The following is a 16851-nucleotide window of genomic DNA, read 5'->3' on the forward strand; positions in this document are numbered from 1 at the left end:
ATAAGCTAAGCTGTGTTAGTCATCCATCACTGAATAGCATTCGTTTCCAATTCTTAAACGAAATCATGAGTAAATGCGACTAGTGGTGGGTAAATCATCTATAAAGCATTTTTGTAAACGGTTCAACAATTCAGATAGGGAGGATGATTTATCCATGGGGTTGAATGTAACCCAGAAATTGATCAAGGATCATTTAGTTGAAGGAAAAATGGAGCCAGGTGAAGAAATCGGATTAAAGATCGACCAGACATTGACACAGGATGCAACCGGAACAATGGTGATGCTGGAGCTAGAAGCTATGGGAATTGAACGAGCCCAAACAGAAGCATCTGCTCAATATGTCGACCACAACCTGATCCAGGAAGACAGCAAAAATCCGGATGACCACTTGTTTTTGCAAAGCGCAGCGAAGCGGTTCGGTCTTTACTTCAGTCGACCTGGTAATGGAGTGAGTCACCCCGTCCATATGCAGCGGCTGGCGAAACCAGGCAAGACACTGCTCGGGTCTGACAGTCATACGTGTGCCAACGGATGTATGGGGATGCTTGCAATGGGAGCAGGCGGAATAGACGTAGCTATGGCTATTGCGGGAGAACCTTTTTATGTGAAGATGCCAAAAGTTTGGGGCGTGAAAGTCACTGGGAAACTCAATGACTGGGTAAGTGCGAAAGATGTCATCCTGGAAATGCTCCGTAGACACGGAGTCAAAGGCGGGGTCAATCATGTGTTTGAATATTATGGTCCCGGCCTGAAGCACCTTACTGCTATGGATCGCCATGTGATTGCGAATATGGGTGCAGAACTCGGTGCGACCGGAACAGTCTTTCCTTCGGATGAAATGACGAAAAAGTTTCTTAAGGAACAAGGGAGAAAAGATGACTGGATCGAGCTGCTCGCAGACAAAGACGCTGCCTATGATGTCGAAGATGAAATCGATTTATCTGAAATTGAACCTATGATTGCGAAACCAACGAGCCCTGGAAACGTAGTAAAGGTAAAGGATGTTGAAGGTGAATCGATCTACCAGTCTTATATCGGTTCTTCCGCCAACCCAGGGTACCGTGATTTTGCAGTTGCTTCTGAAATTGTAAAAGGAAAACAAGTGGCTGCAGGGGTTTCATTTGATTTGAACCCTACATCCCGGCAGATGCTGCTTGATCTCTCCCAGCATGGGCATATCGGAAACTTCATACAAGCTGGAGGACGTCTTCACCAGGCAGGATGTAACGGATGTATCGGGATGGGACAGGCGCCTGCAACTGGAAGGAACAGTCTGCGTACCACTCCAAGGAACTTTCCGGGGAGGTCAGGTACGAAGGAAGACGCAGTATTCCTGTGTAGTCCTGAAACTGCAGCCGTTTCCGCGTTGACCGGTGTGATCACGGATCCACGTAATGCAGGATTCAACTATCCGAAAGCAAAAGAACTGGATGATCCGACCATCGATCTTCAACTATTGGAAGAGCCGTTACCTCCAGAAGAAGCGAAACAATTCGACTTAGTGAAGGGGCCTAATGTAGCGTCCATTCCGAAAATGGATGCCCTTCCTGATCAAATGGAGCTTCCGATACTGTTGAAAATGGGGGATGACATCTCCACAGATGAAATCCTTGCTGGAGGAGCCCGTGTATTGCCTTATCGAAGCAATCTTCCTGAAATCAGCAAGTTCAGCTTTGAAATAGTTGATGATACTTACTATGACAGAGCAATGGACATCAAAGACAAAGGTGGCCATGCCATCGTAGCAGGACAGAACTATGGACAAGGATCAAGTCGTGAACATGCTGCATTGGCGCCGCGTTACTTAGGGTTAAGAGTAGCCATCGTTGAGGACTTTGCAAGAATCCACTGGCAGAACCTTGTCAATTTCGGAATTCTTCCTCTCACGTTTGTCGATGGAGGACTGGAAGAGCTTGAGCAGGGTGATGTACTTGTCTTCAATGACTTAAGAGAGAAAATCAAAAATCAGAATGAATTTGAAGTGGAAGTGAAGGGGAAAGATAAAAAAGTGAAAGTAGCCCACGCGTTATCACCACGTCAGCTCGATATGATGCTGATGGGCGGATTGATCAACTGGGTGAAAGAACGTCTGGACCAATAGGAGGGTACGATGAATCTCAGAGATAATAATTGTCTTGCATGTGACGGCAGTGGACTTTTGATGGACGATGAGCAGTGGCATTATGTTTGTACAGTTTGTGAAGGTTCGGGAATCAGGAGCCTGGAAATGAAAGAAGAATGAACAGCTGAGAAAAAGCAGCCAGGGTGCTTGCCCTAATACTGCTTTTTTCTTTTTTTTAGCGTCTTCTTGCCAATATTAGACGGACACCCAAGAACATTCCTCCAATTCACATAGGCTTTAATGTAGACATTTATGTGGGAGGATTAAATATGAACGAACACTATAACTATATCGAACCTTCATTTGATGATTATTCTTTTGAACAGGAGGATGAAAGGTTCATTGGCAGACGACCGGGCTTTGGTTTCGGACGTCCTGGTTTTGGCTTTGGTTTCGGCCGGCCCGGATTCGGTTATGGTTTTGGCAGACCATTTGGATTCGGCTTTCCATTTTTAACAGGATTAGCTGCTGGTGCATTGCTTTCTCCCGGTTTTGGGTACGGGTACCCATATGCATATCCACCGTATCCTTACTATGGTGGATATCCTTACTGCTGCTGATCCATGCGTACAAAGAAAGCGCTGCCCATATTTGGACAGCGCTTTTCTGATTTTTCGCAACGTGCTTTAATTGGATTTGTTTGTATCCAATGGTTTCAATCTCGCTTCGATTTGACTGCGCTGGGGTTCAAGGAATGGAGGAAGTGCAAGGCTCTCTCCAAGCTTATCCATCGGCTCATCTGTATCGAAGCCGGGACCGTCCGTAGCCAGTTCATAAAGGATGCCGTTCGGCTCTCTGAAATATAGGGATGTGAAGTAGTAACGTTCAACGATTCCTGAATTAGGAATTCGTGCGTCTTTCAGTTTCTCATGCCATGCCTTCAGCTCTTCCATATCTTCTACGCGATAAGCAACGTGGTGAACACTTCCTTTTCCAGGGCGCTCTGGTGAAAGGTCCGTTCTCGCTTCGACATGGACTTCAGCTCCTGAGCCACCGTCTCCAGTCTCAAAGACACGGATAGGGTGACCATTTGAACTATAACCGTCAATTTCACTGAAGCCCATAAGCTCAGTCAACACAGTTGTAGAGGCATCTACTTGGGGTACGGTGATTTTTACAGGACCTAGCCCTATGATTCCATGTTCTTGTGGAATTTCCGCATGCTTCCATGGCTTTCCACCTGGTACACCCTCATTATGTTCGTCGGATACGAGTGTCAGACGCTGTCCTTCCGGGTCACGGAATGGCAGAGCGAGACGACCGGCCTGTATCAACGGCTCATCGAATTCAACACCGAGCTTTTCAAAGCGCTGTTTCCAGAATTCAATTGAAGCATCGGTCGGGACGCGCAATGCAGTATTGGAGATGCTGTTATTTCCTGTATAAGTCGTTCCAGCCATAGGTATTTCGAAGAAGGTCAAATCTGTTCCTGGATTCCCTTCTGCATCAGCAAAGAACAAGTGATAAATGGAGGTATCATCCTGGTTGACGGTCTTTTTGACAAGCCGCATTCCCATAGTATTTGTATAGAAATCATAGTTATCTTTCGCAACACCAGTAAGTGCGGAGACATGATGGATTCCTTTCAATTGCATGATTCATCCAACTCCTTTTGTAATATTATCCAAAAATAATAGTGTGTAAGTGCTATTTATCTCGATTTCAAGATAAATATAACCTTTTTCCATTGTAATGTCAAATCCTAAAACAGAAAACCTCCAACAGACTGGGTAGTGTACCAGTCCATTGGAGGTTCTCTTATGTAACAGTATTACGCTTTTATATTTCTATTCAGGTTGAGATTCCTTCTTCGGTTGATTTCATTGCGTAACAATTCAATGAATGCTTCATCCATCTGTAATTTAATCGCGTTCTGGTATGCCTGAATCAGCATATCGTTCGTTAACTTTTTCATGAAGCGGGCCTCCTTTGCTACTATGCCATTCTGACTGATACAGTAGCTACACCGACAACTTCCCCGTGATCGTTACGGATGGGTTGGGCGAACATATCATATGTCAACAACCCCTCAGAGAGAGAGTATTGAATTTCCTTTCTTATTGGACATGCTTCTTGGATGACTTGCCGTTTCACTTCGATTGCTTTCTCAGCACCCTCACCTGTAATCACTTCATCTATTCTTTTACCAATAATAGTGGAAACATCAAAGTCCGGGTGCGGATTGAAAAGCCAAGTGATTCGTAAATGCAGGTCACAGTGGGTGATTAGAATAGGCGAGTTGGTCAATGCTAACTCAAAAGGATCGCTGAGCCCTTCCACAAAGAAAGTGGAGGGATTCACTTTTAAGAAACCGGCGATTTTCTTAGCAACAGTCACACTCGGGTTTCGTGTCCCGTTTTCAATCTGTGCATAGTACGCTCGGTCGATATTTGCACATTCCGCTACTTTCTGCTGGGTATATGCCTTTTCTTTCCTTAGCTCAATCAGCCATTCTCTCATGTAATCACCTGCCACTGTAATAATTCTTTATATGTAGCATGTTTTCCTTGTGGCAATTTGCAACATTGAAGTAATAGATCTTTTTACCTATTAATGGGTGGGTTGTTTATATCATAATCAGTTGGGTATATGAAAATCATAGCTATACTTAATTACCTATATTATAGCAAAATAACTTTTGAGAGGGGACAACTATGAAAAAAGTTACGTCAGTTTTTTGGATTACTTTGGCAATTACCCTGTTTTCAGTCATATGGGGATCTGTCGCACCGAAAAACCTGGAAACGATTACAGGCAATATCCAATCCTACATCTCGGTACATTTCGGCTGGTATTATCTATTGATCGTTACATTATTTGTAGTGTTCTGCCTTTACATGATCGTGAGTCCATATGGAAAGATGAAATTGGGGAAGCCGGATGACACCCCTGACTACAGCTATTCAACATGGTTTGCCATGCTGTTCAGTGCTGGAATGGGGATCGGTCTAGTCTTTTATGGAGCAGCTGCACCAATCCAGCAATACATGACGAATCCACCTCTAGCAGAGCCGGGCACGCCCGCAGCGATGTCGGATGCGATGCGCATCACTTTTTTCCATTACGGCATTCATGCGTGGGGAATCTATGCGATTGTAGCGTTGGTTCTTGCCTACTTTAAATTTCGCCGTGGCGCACCGGGGTTGATCAGTGCCACGCTTAAACCGATTTTCGGTAAGAAAATGGACGGGGCGTGGGGAACGGTTGTCGATGTGGTAGCGGTATTCGCCACCATAGTGGGGGTTGCGACCACACTTGGCTTCGGAGCTGCTCAGATAAATGGTGGGATTACGTATCTGACAGGAATTGAAAAAGGGTTCCTTATTCAATTGCTGATCATTGTCGTTGTAACCGTATTGTTTATGATCTCGGCTTACACTGGATTGAGTAAAGGGATCAAATATTTAAGTAACGCTAATATGGGGCTCGCGGTAACATTGTTTATCGTTATGCTGATCATCGGACCTACGCTCTATATACTCAATACATTGGTAGAGGCACTTGGATCCTATATCCAGACATTGCCTAATGAAAGTCTCCGTACCGCGCCTAACAATGAAGAACAGCAGGAATGGATCAAGAACTGGACTGTATTCTTCTGGGCATGGTGGATTGCATGGTCACCATTTGTGGGAATCTTCATCGCCCGTGTTTCAAAAGGACGTTCCATTCGGGAATTTCTATCCGGAGTATTATTGGTTCCATCGCTCGTCAGTTTTCTGTGGTTCTCTGCTTTCGGAGTATCTGCAATCGAGAAGCAGGATGCAGGCGCAGATTTAGCTGGCCTTGCCCCTGAGCAAATGTTGTTCGGTGTATTTGATCAGTATCCACTCGGGCTCGTTCTTTCCATTTTAGCGATGATGCTTATCGCCACGTTCTTCATCACATCTGCAGACTCTGCGACGTTCGTTCTTGGTATGCAGACGACAAATGGTTCACTGAACCCGCCTAAAGCTGTCAAGTTTGCTTGGGGAATTGCACAATCAGCTACTGCGGCCGTCTTGCTTTATACAGGTGGTCTCCAGGCATTGCAAAATGCGCTCATATCAGCAGCTTTTCCATTTTCATTCATCATGCTGCTGATGGTGTACTCGTTATACAAAGCATTGCGGGAAGATAAAGCAGAGCTGGAACGTGAAAAACAGAACACAAATGCGAAGAATACAAATACTGCTTAAATAAGTATCTTTGGCTTCATCCTAACACCCGAGCACTCCACCTTTGTTCGGGTGTTTTTCCTTTGGTTTGAAGGCGCAAATTCTTCCTCGACAAAGCAGTGGTGGAACTTCTTCTTTCCTGATAGTATAGGAATAGTTTCTAATGAAGGGGATGTGCCCGTTGACATGGGATCTGTTGAATGTCGTCGCTGTAGCTGCTTTTGCTTTCAGTGGAGCGATTGTAGCTTTAAGTGAACGTTATGATATATTCGGTACATTTATTTTAGGGATTGCTACTCCCTTTGCTGGGGGAATTATCCGCAATATTGCTTTAGATGTGCCGGTGGTGCATGTATGGGAGCAGGAGCGGCTGTTGGTCATCGCATCCATTACGATTGCGATTGTCTACTTTTTTCCGAAAGGCTGGGTCATGTTCTGGGATCGTTGGAACGTTTACTTGGACGCCATCGGATTATCAGCATTTGCGATCCAGGGTGCTTCTTTTGCGATTGAGGCGGACTTTCCTCTAGGCGGGGTATTATTTGCTGCCATTCTTACAGGAGTAGGGGGCGGTGTGGCACGGGATGTACTAGCCCAACGGAAGCCGATGGTGCTGCATAAGGAGATTTATGCAGTGTGGGCCATGCTTGCCGGTTTGATTATGGGCCTTGGATGGGTAGATGTAAACAGCGTGATCCAAACCTACCTGTTATTTTTCGTCATCATCAGTTTACGTTTATTATCCTATCATTTAGGCTGGCATCTGATGTTCAGGGATTTATATCGAATTTAAATCATAACAAGAGGGTGCTCCTTTAAGGAGCACCCTCTTGGTTTTTATGTAACCTTACACCTTCGTCCATAAATCGGTGATACCCTGTGCTTGCTTCAAGGCAGTGATCGTACCCTGGTGAAGACCTTCATGCCATATTGCGAACAAAAGGACGTCTTCAAGCTTCTCCATTTTAAACTCCGGGCCAAGTTGAAAGGGCTCTGGACCTTTTTCAGATAATCTTGGCGCAAGTTCTTCAGTGATGCGGGACAGTTGTTCATCTAACTTGGTATCCAGTTCAGGAAGGGGAGGAATCTCAGTTTCTGCCCATGCCGAAGGGCTGGTGCCTCCATTGAATAAAACGGTATAATTTCCTGGTAAGGATCCTTTTTCATTCAGGAATGAAAACAACATATTTTCGGTTGCGAGCAGGATGTGTCCAAGATTCCACCGGATAGAGTTATTGAACCCTTCAGGAATGACATCTGCCTGAGCTTCCGTTGTCGCTTTCAGTGCTGTGATTGTCCGTTTGCGCGAGAATTCCAATTGAGATAGAAGTTGCTTTTCCATCAATGTTATTCCTCCTTTTTCATCATTATATCATTCTGGATGAGCGATTTACCTGAAAATAAAAAAGCTCGAGCTGTAATAGCTCGAGCAATAATTAGTTAAAATTTGAAAAGATCTCCTGACAGATAACGCTCACCCGTGTCAGGGGCGATTGCGACGATAATCTCTTCTGGATTCTTTCGTTTAGCAACCTGGATGGCAGCGTAACATGCAGCGCCAGCTGACGTACCAACAAGGATGCCTTCCTCGCGTGCGAGCCTGCGTGTAATATCATAGGCATCATCATCTGATACTTTGAAAATTTCATCATAGACATCCTGGTTAAGGATCTCAGGGATGAATCCAGGGCTCGTGCCTACGAGCTTATGCTTACCTGGTTTTCCGCCTGACAATACAGGAGAGCCTTCTGGTTCCGCTACATGAACGGTCAAATCTTTGAAATGTTTTTTCAATTCTTCACCTGTCCCCGTTACTGTCCCGCCAGTCCCGGCAGTTGATACGAATGCAGAAAGGGGTTTTCCCAGCTCTTGCATCGCTTCGATGATTTCAGTTGCTGTCGTATGCCTATGTGCATCAGGGTTGGCGAAGTTCTCGAATTGCATCGGCATGAAGCTTCCAGGAATCTCAGCTACTAATTCCTTCGCTTTTTTAATCGCGCCTGGCATTTTTTCAGAACCTGGTGTCAGCACAATTTCAGCACCATATGCTTTAAGCAGATTGATTCGTTCCTGGGTCATCGTATCCGGCATTACAAGGATTGCATGGTATCCTCGAGCGGCTGCGTTCATTGCAATACCGATTCCTGTATTGCCGCTAGTCGGCTCGATGATCGTGGATCCTTCTTTTAAATGACCATCATTTTCTGCTTGAACCATCATATTATAGGCAGCTCTATCCTTTACACTTCCACTGGGATTGTACATCTCCAGTTTAAGATAGATCTGGGCACCATCCTTTGGAGCGACTCGATTCAATTTTACTAATGGTGTGTCACCGATCAGATCAGCTATATTGTCAACAACGCGCATCGTTCCACGTCCTTTCTTTGGTGTAGAATTTATTTATTATTCGTAGTTGTATGATTCAAGTGTAACTCAATTATGATTTTATCATACGTTATAAGGTATTTCCTATCAATTCGATTGGATTTAAAGGGAATGGGGTGACGGAAAGAAAAAAGTGACACAGTGCTGTGCCACTTTGCTTGTTCGTAATTGATGCAATCAGAAGTTTTTTTGTACTAGATCTTGTGCGAAATTGAAGGAGTCGTTCGGTACGGATATTTTAAATGCGAGCTGGTTCGTCTTTAAATTGAATCGATCAACCTTTACATTGAAATTACTTGCTGGCTGGATTTCATTGACCGCAACGTAAATGTTTTCTTCATTTGGGTTTACCACTACCCATTCAGGCAGATTGTAACTTTTATTGACGTATTCGAGCACCTTTTTGTTCGGCAGAGGCAGTTTGCCGAGCGATATCTTCTCTTGTTGGAGGATGACATCTCCGTTTTCCTGTACGACAGGCTCCAACTCAAGGGTGATCGGGATTTTCTGGTCGAATGCTTCAATATTTCCGGTAAGCTTGACATTGCGTTCCAGGGAGATAGAATAATCCATCCCGCTGCTTCCGTTGAATTCACTTAAATATTCATTGACGAGCCGTTCTAGGTTTTCTTTTGTCGAAACAATCGTAAACTCTGATTCATCCGAAGACGCTTCATCTTCTACATTGACGATCGTGTACGTGGTCGGTAAAAATACTAAGCCCAAAACCCATAGCACAATCCCGATATTCAAGGCAGCTAATGTGAAGAACAGCAGCTTCCACTTGTTTCTTTTTTTTGTTGAACTTTCCACTTCGCATTCCACCTGTTTGTCTGATTTCTTTACCGTCATTGGCTACGTTCGACATCAGCTTTGATATATTCCAGTACACGCTCTGCCATTGCTTTGTACCCGTTTTTATTCGGGTGGAAGTGATCCTGTTTCCATAGAAATTCATCCTCTTTATTGATGAACAGATCTTCAATCGGAATAAACGTTGAATTTTCGTCCTTTGCTACGACTGCTTTTCCGATTTCGTTCCAGTCGTTCATGATCTGACCCAATTCAGGAATGTTATTGAAGTACGTGGAGAATGGGTTGTACAGTCCCAATAAATAGACCTTTGCATCCGGATTCTCTTCATAGATGATAGAGAATATTTCCGTCAATCGATCCTGGTAGTCGTCCTGCACAGCTTTGAAATCATTGTAATCAAGTGTAGAGAAATTGTCTTTGACGACTTTCATGACATCATTGGCTCCAATTGTAATAAGCACGATGTCTGCCTGCTGGATGGAGTCTCTGATTTCTTCTTTTTCCATTCGTTTGAGCAGCTGATCGGTGCGATTTCCGCGCTTTCCGTAATTCTCGATCGTGATTTCCTGGTTACTTCCATTATTACTCAAAGTGTTTTCGAGAATACCTACGTAACCGCCATTTTCTGTTTCATCTCCTACACCCTGAGTCAATGAATCACCGATGGCGACAATATCCAAGTCATCTTTCACGAATAACCCGACGGCATTTTCGATGACGTTCGTGAACGCATCTCTCAGGTCGTCCCGGACATTATTTTCTTCAGAAGACGTTTCCTCGTCTGGATTTCCAGCATCTCCTTCATTTTCGCCTGTGTTTTCCTGTTGGTCAGTTAAAGAAGGGTACCCACTTGGAGAGGAGGATTGTCCTTGGAGAAAAAATATAATAAATAGGCCAGTTATAATGGTAACGGCCACAATGATTCCGATAATCGTTCGCTTTTGCATTTGTAATCACACCTGTATTTTATCAGAATTTAATCTTATTATAATTATATGCATAGTTGACCTCAATGGAAATTATTTTGTGTACTATACCCTTAATGAGTGGTTACAAATACTTTTTATAGGGATTCGTAAGTAGCTAGTCCGACATTGACGGTTTTTTTGAATAAAAAGTCTTGAGACAAAGGGAGGTGGAAAGAATGATGAAAATATCTGTCCGATCGCTGGTCGAATACGTATTCCGTACAGGAAGCATCGACAATCGGTTCCGTTCAAGTACTGCTTTGACAGAAGGTACGGAAATTCACCAGCAGGTCCAGCGGGAATATAAAGAAGGCGACGAGAAAGAACTGTTTTTAAAAAAGCAGTTCGAAAAGGATGGGTTTTCTTTACTCGTTCATGGACGATGTGATGGATTGCTGAAAGATAAGGAACGGATTATCATAGATGAAATCAAGTCGACATCACTTGCGCTGGAAGAGCTGACGGAAGAAAGCTATCCTGTCTATTGGGCACAGGCCAAAGGCTATGCCTTCTTATATGCGGATGATCATGGACTCCCAGAAATAGATGTGCAGCTTACATACGTTCAGAAAAAAACACGAGAGAAAAAGCGGTTCCTCCACACCTTCAGTTACGATGAGTTGGAAGATTTCATGGGTCATGCGGTGGAGACCTACGCATCATATGGACGAATACTAGCCCACATCAAGCAGCAGAAGGAAGCAACGATCCCCGATCTTTCTTTCCCTTTTTCGGGATATAGGAAAGGGCAGCGAAAACTGGCTGGTTCTGTTTATAAAACAGTTACTGAAAAACGGAAGTTATTTGCTCAGGCACCGACAGGAATAGGGAAAACGATTTCCACCCTTTTTCCGGCAATTAAGGCAATGGAGGGAGAAGGCGTAGAAAGGCTTTTCTATCTAACTGCTAAGACAGTCACTAGAATGACTGGAGAAGAAGCGCTCGAACGTCTGGCAGCACAAGGTCTGCGGCTGCGATCGGTCACTTTGACGGCAAAAGATAAAATTTGCTTTAAAGAAGAAACAATCTGTCAGCCGGATTACTGCGAATTTGCAGATGGATACTATGACCGGATCAATGGGGCGATTGTAGACATCCTCATGAACGAAACACAAATGACTCGAAACGTCGTGGAATCTTACGCTCGTAAGCATCGGATTTGTCCGTTCGAATTTTCCATTGATCTTGCTTATGCAGTGGATGTGATCATTTGTGATTATAATTACATCTTCGATCCTAGAGTAGCTTTAAAACGATTGATGTCGGAGGACAAGAAGCACACTGCTATTCTTGTAGATGAAGCGCATAATCTGGTGGAGCGGTCACGTGAGATGTATTCTGCCGTACTGACAAAGGATGAGTTCGTTCGTTTAAAACAAATGGACGGTATGGATGAATCATTGAATCAAGTGGTGGACGCGATCGAAAGTGAATTTAGAAATCTAAATGCCAACCATGATGCTGAAGGGTTTGTCCACGATGAAGTTCCTGGTCCCTTGGAGGAAAGCTTGGACCGCTTCATTACGGAAGCGGATAGTGTGCTGCGAGAGATGGAGGAAGATGCTGAAGAATTGTTGAGCTGCTATTTCAATGTCCAAAACTTCATGAAGATTCTTCAGCTTGTTGACGATCATTATGTCATCTTTGGACAGAAAGGGAACGAGAACGGTTCCATCCATCTCTACTGTCTCGATCCTTCATTGTTAGTAGGGAAAATCAGCTCAGGATTTGCATCCTCCATTTTCTTCTCGGCTACCTTGTCTCCTTTTGGTTATTACAAGGATATGCTTGGAGGAGCGAAAGAGGACTATATTCTGAAGCTTCCATCCCCTTATGCAAAGGAACAAATGCAGATCAACATCTTTCCTTTATCGACGAGGTATAAAGATAGAGAAAGGACGAGCATGCTTCTGGCGATGGCGTTGTACGATATGGTAAGTGAAACGAGTGGGAATCACTTATTCTTTTTCCCTTCCTATCACTATATGGAACAAGTCTATCGGGAATGGTTGCGTCTCGGGGTTGAGGCGGACACAATCATTCAGGATTTCGGCATGTCGGAAAATGAACGAGACAGTTTTCTGGCTGCATTTCAGCCGGACCTGAACAAACCATTGGTAGGATTCGCAGTCCTTGGTGGCGTGTTTTCGGAAGGTGTCGATCTTCGGGGTGAACGATTGAATGGAGTTGCAGTCGTGGGAATCGGACTTGCTCCAAGGTCATTTGAAAAGGAACTGATTAAAGAATATTTTAACGAAAAAGGGAAGAACGGGTATGATTATGCTTATGTGTATCCAGGGATGAACAAAGTACTTCAGGCAGGAGGGCGTTTGATCCGCTCTGAGGAGGATAAAGGGAAGATTCTCCTGGTGGATGATCGTTTTCTAACTAACAAATATAATTACCTGCTACCTGAAGAGTGGAAGCATTACACGGTCATTCGCTGATTTGCGACAACATTTCCCGGGAAATAGGAAACGAAATTAGACCAATTTCAACTTTTTTCGGTTTTTTTTAAAATTTAAGTGATTCTTTACTATCATGCCTAATATCCTGAAAAACCAATTTTAAATTGAAATATATGTTAAATAAATAGATAAAAAAGAATGGTTAATAAAATGGTTGCGATGTCGGTATAGTATAAAATAATTATCTAAATATTCTGAATTATATAAAGCTACCAGTGTGCAATTGGAGATATGTGTGTCTATTGTCCGATTCCTTTTTTGCTAGATCGTTTATATGATGAACGCAAGAGATCAGTCGGAAGACTTATAAACTGTATCTCGATAAAGGCAAAACTGATGAAAGTCAGTGACGCAAAGCTATAGGGGCTAACGTGCATATGCACTAAGCCAGCCAGCTATCGAAGGATCCAGGGGCATACTGGTTTATACATAACAAAGGAAGAAGGAAGCATTTTGTATTTTGTATGGCTTCTTTCGTTCGCGGTTTGTGTATGGCTGGTAACATAACCTCGCCTTCGGTAAGGCAGGGTTATTTTTTTTTGAAATGGAGGTGAAAGGTTGAAGGTAGTGAACCTGAGTAACGAACAACTACTTGCTGGTGAAACTCGTCAGGCATATCGGTTCTTTCAGCGACTGAGAGGCTTGATGTTTACAGGCCAACTTAACTCAGGAGCCGGATTGCATATTAAGCCCTGCAGATCCATTCATACTTTCTTCATGAATTACCCGATCGATGTTGTGTATGTGAATGAATTGAATGTAGTCATTGCAATTGATGAGTCGATGGAACCAGGTAAGCTTGGAAAGGTCTATGCTGATGCAGCTTCCGTAGTGGAGCTTCCAGTCGGTACTGTAAAAAAAACGATGACGAAACAGGGGCATTCCCTTGATTTCGTAAATAATTGAGGAGGAATTGGAATGGTAGAAAAAATGAAAAATCTAGTAGTCGAAGAAGAAGGTCAGGGAATGACAGAATACGGGCTTGTACTAGGGATTATCGCAGTTGCGGTTGTTGGTACACTGGCAGTTCTACGTGATGAAATCGTATCGTTGTTCACAAATGCTAAAGATGCAATCGTCGGAACAGAAAGCGGAGATTCTTCTGCAGGTAGTTGATTGAAATGATCAGAAAACTCTTGTTGGATGAGGGTGGCCAAGGGATGTCCGAGTACGGGTTGGTTATTTCATTTATTGCCTTTAGTGCATTCGTGACAATCATTGTCCTTCGAGAAAATATCGTAACAATGTTCAAGGAGGCAATCGGTGTCGTCTCCGAAGGGAACAACGTCTTACATCCTTAGTAAACAGCACTTATATTATTTTCGTACGTCAGCCTTACGTGTCCGAATGCGTGAGGCTCTTCTTTTACTAAATCGTTTCATTTTAGAGAGGTGATAGGGATGGATCTCCTGGATATGATCTTGATCCTTCTTCTGATTGTATGCGTGATCACGGATATCCGAAGCCGGAAAATCTATAATAAAGTTCTCTTTCCAACATTCCTGCTTGCATTGACGCTACATCTTGTGCAGTCAGGACTTCCCGGATTTAGCAACAGTATCCTCGGGTTACTTACAGGATTAGGCTTGCTGCTCATTCCTTACTTGATGGGAGGGATGGGGGCTGGAGATGTGAAGCTCCTCGCTGTCATAGGGGCGATTAAAGGCGTCGGTTTCGTATTGGTATCAGCCTTATATATGGCATTGGTAGGCGGCGTTCTGGCATTATGTATTTTACTTTTCCGAAGAGGGGTGACGTCACGTTTGAGGGGGATCATTTACTGGCTTTGGGGCTGGAAAAATGGAGCGAAACTCTCTCTTGGAATTAATAAAGACGACTATAAAGCTACCTACCCTTATGGGGTTGCTATTGCGATTGGCACGTTGATCAGCTTTGGTCTCGATGGAGAGATTTTTCTATGATAAAAGATGAAAAGGGACAATCCCTTGTTGAACTGGCACTAATCCTTCCGGTACTATTGCTGCTTTTAGTGGGAATCATCGATTTCGGGCGCATGCTCTATTCTTACACTCATCTTCATATGGCTTCTCAGGAAGCCGTCCGTGTAGGAGGATTGGGTGGAGATGATCAGGAAATCGGTGTCTTTGCGAGGGACTATATTACATTTGAAGATAAGGACGCATTAGTCGTCGACATTTCCCCTGGTGACAGCGTCAGAAAATCAGGAGAATATGTGGAAGTGACATTGAAGTACCCATTTGAGATGGTGACCCCGATCATTGATCATTTTTTCACAGACCCCTTATGGATTGAGACTAGTTCAACGATCAGGGTCGAATGAGGAGTGATGTGATGAGGGCGTTTTTAAAAAAACAGTCTGGTGATGCATTGATTTTGACAGCGCTGGCATTGATGGTGCTACTAGTCGCTGTTGGGCTCGTTATTGATGGTGGAATGATCTTCATGAATAAGAGCCACTTGCAGAAAACGGCGAATGCCGCTGTGCTCTCAGGAGCGCAGGAGCTTACATTTGACGTAGAGGAAGCAGAACAAATAGTAAATGAAGTCGTGGACAAGCATGAGAAATCGATTGAAGTCTCAGGAATTACCGTTTCTCCAAACGAGAAAATTGAAGTGGAAGTAGAAAAAACGGTTCCATTGGCTTTCTCCAAGCTGTTTGGCAGGGAGTATGTGGTCGTTCGTGCGCATGCTGCAGCCGAACTTGGGGTGATGGGCAGAGCGATGGGAGCGGCACCGCTCGGGATCGATGACTCCATCGAACTGGAATACTACAAAGAATATCAGTTGAAGGTTGATGAAACCGAAGTGGATACAGGCAACTTCGGTGTCCTCGCTTTAGGAGGACCCGGCGCTAAAACTTACGAATACAACTTGAGACATGGATATGAAGATCAGATTGAAGTTGGCGATGTTTTAGATACACAAACAGGTAACATTGCAGGGAAAACAAGAAGTGTCGTACGGGAACTTGTGGACGGATGCACGGAACTCCCGAGAGATGTATCCGACAGGGAGTGTTCCAGAGTGCTTTTAGTCCCTGTATATGAACCTTACAATCAGACATCAAATCAAATGAAACAAGTGAAAGTGACTGGGTTCGCGTATTTTTACATTACCGATCCAATGTCCAGTAGTGATACATCCATTACCGGAATGTTCATTAAACGTGCAGGAACAGGATTTACACATCCATCTGCCCTCAGCAAAGGGGCATACAGCATTCGACTAACAGAGTAGGTGAAAAAATCATGCGTTCAAAATTAATACTGGTGTTAGCCTTGGTTATGGGGTTAATTACAACGATGTTGTTTTTTAATTATATGAAACAGTTTGATGAAGCGAAGGCCGTTAACGAAACAACGGTGGAAGTGGTCGTTGCGAAGTCGAAGATCAGTGAAAATGTTCAGATTACCTCTGCCATGCTGGAAATGAAATCCGTACCAAAGGACGCTGTTCATTCCCAGACGTTGAAGTCAGTAGGAGAAGCAGCGGGGAAAATAGCAAAGAGTGATATTGAAACAGGTGAGATGGTCTTATCTTCACGACTGGCAGATCAACAGAAGGAAGATATTTTCGTGTCCAGGAAAGTGCAGGAAGGGTACCGCGCTGTTTCCGTTGGAGCAGACTTTGTAAGATCAGTTTCCAACTTGATTGAGCCGGAAGACTTCGTTGACGTCATTTTTACTGAAGTGGTGAAGGTTTCAGGCGAGGAAGACAAAATTGAAACGGAAATCATCCTGGATCGGGTGCGTGTATTGGCAGTTGGCAGATATATGGTGGAGTCGACAGAGGACGAAGATGAGCATGAGGAGTACAGTTCTGTCACATTGGAACTTACGGATAAAGAAACCATAAAGCTCGTCAATGCGTCTGAACGAGGCTACATCCATTTAGCCATGCATTCCAGAGTAAACCGTACGAGTGAAAAAGATTCTGAGTGAAGGTGGTGA

At 43.9% G+C, this 16851-nt stretch carries 20 protein-coding genes and 1 riboswitch; of the genes, 13 read left to right on the forward strand and 7 right to left on the reverse strand.

Features of this window, described 5'->3' with window-relative positions:
* The first annotated feature begins 154 nt into the window (after positions 1-154).
* From ACFQ2J_RS12035 to ACFQ2J_RS12045, 3 genes are all read left to right on the forward strand, one after another.
* Positions 155-2101, forward strand: coding sequence for an aconitate hydratase (locus ACFQ2J_RS12035; RefSeq protein ID WP_386060585.1), 1947 nt, complete (start codon positions 155-157; stop codon positions 2099-2101).
* 9 nt (positions 2102-2110) lie between these two features.
* Entirely contained in the window at positions 2111-2242 is a 132-nt protein-coding gene (locus tag ACFQ2J_RS12040; protein WP_386060588.1) for a hypothetical protein, read from the forward strand.
* Between the two features lie 149 nt (positions 2243-2391).
* Positions 2392-2682, forward strand: a complete 291-nt coding sequence (locus ACFQ2J_RS12045; protein ID WP_386060590.1) for a spore coat protein — start codon at positions 2392-2394, stop codon at positions 2680-2682.
* A 66-nt stretch (positions 2683-2748) separates the two neighbouring features.
* On the opposite strand, the gene ACFQ2J_RS12050 is transcribed toward ACFQ2J_RS12045, so the two are convergent.
* The 3 genes from ACFQ2J_RS12050 to ACFQ2J_RS12060 all read right to left on the reverse strand — a co-directional run bounded on the left by ACFQ2J_RS12050 (position 2749) and on the right by ACFQ2J_RS12060 (position 4582).
* The gene (locus ACFQ2J_RS12050) at positions 2749-3717 is read right to left on the reverse strand and encodes a ring-cleaving dioxygenase (protein ID WP_386060593.1); all 969 of its coding nucleotides are present in this window, start codon (positions 3715-3717) and stop codon (positions 2749-2751) included.
* A gap of 176 nt (positions 3718-3893) precedes the next feature.
* The gene (sda, locus tag ACFQ2J_RS12055; RefSeq protein ID WP_386060596.1) at positions 3894-4037 is read right to left on the reverse strand and encodes a sporulation histidine kinase inhibitor Sda; all 144 of its coding nucleotides are present in this window, start codon (positions 4035-4037) and stop codon (positions 3894-3896) included.
* 20 nt (positions 4038-4057) lie between these two features.
* Positions 4058-4582 (reverse strand): helix-turn-helix domain-containing protein, encoded by a 525-nt coding sequence (locus ACFQ2J_RS12060; protein WP_386060599.1) that lies wholly within the window; start codon positions 4580-4582, stop codon positions 4058-4060.
* Between the two features lie 194 nt (positions 4583-4776).
* Between ACFQ2J_RS12060 and ACFQ2J_RS12065 the strand changes: the two genes are divergently transcribed.
* Together ACFQ2J_RS12065 and ACFQ2J_RS12070 are read left to right on the forward strand one after the other, a co-directional pair.
* Complete coding sequence (locus ACFQ2J_RS12065; protein WP_386060602.1) at positions 4777-6300, forward strand: glycine betaine uptake BCCT transporter; 1524 nt, start codon at positions 4777-4779, stop codon at positions 6298-6300.
* Between the two features lie 160 nt (positions 6301-6460).
* Positions 6461-7072, forward strand: a complete 612-nt coding sequence (locus ACFQ2J_RS12070; protein WP_386060605.1) for a trimeric intracellular cation channel family protein — start codon at positions 6461-6463, stop codon at positions 7070-7072.
* Between the two features lie 54 nt (positions 7073-7126).
* Here the strand turns inward: ACFQ2J_RS12070 and ACFQ2J_RS12075 are convergent, their stop codons facing one another.
* From ACFQ2J_RS12075 to ACFQ2J_RS12090, 4 genes are all read right to left on the reverse strand, one after another.
* Positions 7127-7621, reverse strand: coding sequence for a DinB family protein (locus ACFQ2J_RS12075; protein ID WP_386060608.1), 495 nt, complete (start codon positions 7619-7621; stop codon positions 7127-7129).
* 98 nt (positions 7622-7719) lie between these two features.
* Positions 7720-8649, reverse strand: a complete 930-nt coding sequence (cysK, locus tag ACFQ2J_RS12080) for a cysteine synthase A (protein WP_386060611.1) — start codon at positions 8647-8649, stop codon at positions 7720-7722.
* Between the two features lie 195 nt (positions 8650-8844).
* The gene (locus tag ACFQ2J_RS12085; RefSeq protein WP_386060614.1) at positions 8845-9480 is read right to left on the reverse strand and encodes a YpmS family protein; all 636 of its coding nucleotides are present in this window, start codon (positions 9478-9480) and stop codon (positions 8845-8847) included.
* A 35-nt stretch (positions 9481-9515) separates the two neighbouring features.
* Positions 9516-10430: an SGNH/GDSL hydrolase family protein gene (locus ACFQ2J_RS12090; protein WP_386060617.1), complete on the reverse strand. Its 915-nt coding sequence runs from the start codon at positions 10428-10430 to the stop codon at positions 9516-9518.
* A 197-nt stretch (positions 10431-10627) separates the two neighbouring features.
* Between ACFQ2J_RS12090 and ACFQ2J_RS12095 the strand changes: the two genes are divergently transcribed.
* From ACFQ2J_RS12095 to cpaB, 8 genes are all read left to right on the forward strand, one after another.
* Positions 10628-12898 (forward strand): helicase C-terminal domain-containing protein, encoded by a 2271-nt coding sequence (locus ACFQ2J_RS12095; protein ID WP_386060620.1) that lies wholly within the window; start codon positions 10628-10630, stop codon positions 12896-12898.
* A gap of 337 nt (positions 12899-13235) precedes the next feature.
* Positions 13236-13322: riboswitch (cyclic di-GMP riboswitch) on the forward strand.
* A gap of 164 nt (positions 13323-13486) precedes the next feature.
* On the forward strand, positions 13487-13825 hold the full coding sequence (locus tag ACFQ2J_RS12100) for a DUF192 domain-containing protein (RefSeq protein ID WP_386062483.1): 339 nt from the start codon (positions 13487-13489) through the stop codon (positions 13823-13825).
* Positions 13826-13837: 12 nt separating this feature from the next.
* Entirely contained in the window at positions 13838-14035 is a 198-nt protein-coding gene (locus tag ACFQ2J_RS12105; RefSeq protein WP_386060624.1) for a Flp family type IVb pilin, read from the forward strand.
* A 5-nt stretch (positions 14036-14040) separates the two neighbouring features.
* Positions 14041-14220: a Flp family type IVb pilin gene (locus ACFQ2J_RS12110; RefSeq protein WP_386060627.1), complete on the forward strand. Its 180-nt coding sequence runs from the start codon at positions 14041-14043 to the stop codon at positions 14218-14220.
* 99 nt (positions 14221-14319) lie between these two features.
* On the forward strand, positions 14320-14841 hold the full coding sequence (locus tag ACFQ2J_RS12115) for an A24 family peptidase (protein ID WP_386060630.1): 522 nt from the start codon (positions 14320-14322) through the stop codon (positions 14839-14841).
* Positions 14838-15221, forward strand: coding sequence for a TadE/TadG family type IV pilus assembly protein (locus ACFQ2J_RS12120; protein WP_386060632.1), 384 nt, complete (start codon positions 14838-14840; stop codon positions 15219-15221). Before ACFQ2J_RS12115 ends, ACFQ2J_RS12120 begins: the two co-directional genes overlap by 4 nt.
* Before the next feature lie 11 nt (positions 15222-15232).
* Positions 15233-16138 carry a TadE/TadG family type IV pilus assembly protein gene (locus tag ACFQ2J_RS12125; RefSeq protein WP_386060634.1) on the forward strand — a complete coding sequence of 302 codons (906 nt, stop codon included), beginning with the start codon at positions 15233-15235 and terminating at the stop codon, positions 16136-16138.
* 11 nt (positions 16139-16149) lie between these two features.
* A complete protein-coding gene (gene cpaB, locus ACFQ2J_RS12130) occupies positions 16150-16842 on the forward strand; it encodes a Flp pilus assembly protein CpaB (protein WP_386060637.1) in 693 nt (230 codons plus the stop codon).
* Positions 16843-16851: the final 9 nt, after the last annotated feature.

It is taken from the genome of Thalassobacillus hwangdonensis (assembly GCF_042675915.1).
Taxonomy (GTDB): domain Bacteria; phylum Bacillota; class Bacilli; order Bacillales; family Halobacillaceae; genus Thalassobacillus_A; species Thalassobacillus_A hwangdonensis.